Here is a 1,450-nt window from a genome sequence, read left to right as displayed (position 1 = left end):
CTAGTAGTGCTTGGTCAGGTCGGTTGTAGTGGTGCGTGTCCTGCGGGCTGGGTGTGGCGTTGAGGGTGTGTGACTCCGGACGAGATTGCGGTGGTGCGTGGTGAGTTGGAGGCGTTCGGGGCGGAGGTGTTCGAGCCGTTCGCGCGCAAGGACCAGCGCCGCTGGGGACAGGTCTATCTGCGGGGGCTGCTGACCGACGGGCAGCGTAAATCGGTCGAGCCGATGGCCGCCCGGCTCGGTGAAGACGGCAACCGGCAGGCACTGGCCAACTTCATCACCACCAGTCCCTGGGACCCGGCCCACATCCGCGCCCAGCTCGCCTGGCGGATGGAGAAGGCGATCGGACCCGAGGCTCTGGTCTTCGACGACACCGGGTTTTTGAAGGACGGAACCGCCTCGGCGTGCGTGTCGCGGCAGTACACCGGCACCGCCGGCAAGGTCACCAACTGCCAGGTCGGCGTCTCCCTCCACCTCGCGTCCGACCATGCCTCGGCGGCGGTCAACTGGCGACTGTTCCTGCCCCGGACATGGGATCCCGCCTCGCCTAAAGCCGATCCGGACAAGATCGCCCGCCGTGCCGCCTGCCAGATCCCGGACGATGTCGGGCATGTGGAGAAGTGGCAGCTGGCCCTGGACATGCTCGACGAGACCCGCTCCTGGGGCATCGAGGTGCCGCTGGCCATCGCGGACGCCGGATACGGCGACGCCGCCGCGTTCCGGCACGGACTGCAGGAGCGCGGCCTGAACTACGTGGTGGGGATCTCCACCACGCTCTGCGCCCAGCCCGCTGGCGCGGTGCCGGTGGCCGAGCCGTACTCGGGCACCGGACGCCCGCCGGTGGCGAAGTATCCCGACAAGCCGCGGTCGGTGAAGGAACTGGTCATCGCGGCGGGCCGGAAGGCGGCCCGGCCGGTGCAGTGGCGGGAGGGTTCCCGGCCCGGCAGCGGCCGCTCGGGCCGCAAGCGGATGTACTCCCGCTTCGTGGCCCTGCGGATCCGGCCTGCCGGACGCGAGGTCCGCCAGCACGCCGACGGCCCGGAACTGCCCGTGTGCTGGCTGCTGGCCGAATGGCCGGCCGGTGAGAGCGAGCCGGTGCAGTTCTGGCTGTCCGACCTGCCCTCCGGCATGCCTTTGACCACCCTGGTCCGGCTCGCCAAACTCCGCTGGCGCATCGAGCACGACTACCGGGAGATGAAGCAGGCCCTGGGACTTGCCCACTTCGAGGGCCGCACCTGGAACGGATGGCACCACCACGTCACCCTCGTCTCCGTCGCGCACGCCTTCTGCACCCTGCAACGACTGGCCCGGGCCCCAAAAGACACGGCGCCGGCCTGAGCCTCTACCAAGTCATCCGCGAGCTACAGACACTCCTCGCCCTCTGGGCCGGCGCCTGCCCCACCTGCCACCGCGACATACCCACACACATACGAACCTGACCAAGCACTACTAG

Annotated in this window: 1 protein-coding gene; it reads left to right on the top strand. The window is 69.4% G+C overall.

Annotated elements, in window-relative coordinates; genetic code table 11:
* The first annotated feature begins 69 nt into the window (after nt 1–69).
* Complete coding sequence (locus PV396_RS44880) at nt 70–1,335, top strand: IS701 family transposase (protein WP_319214165.1); 1,266 nt, start codon at nt 70–72, stop codon at nt 1,333–1,335.
* The last annotated feature ends 115 nt before the right edge of the window (nt 1,336–1,450 follow it).

The organism is Streptomyces sp. ME02-8801-2C (assembly GCF_033793965.1).
Taxonomy (GTDB): Bacteria; Actinomycetota; Actinomycetes; order Streptomycetales; family Streptomycetaceae; genus Streptomyces.
The sequence above is the reverse complement of the archived record's forward strand: the minus strand, read 5'-3'. Positions and strand labels throughout refer to the sequence as shown.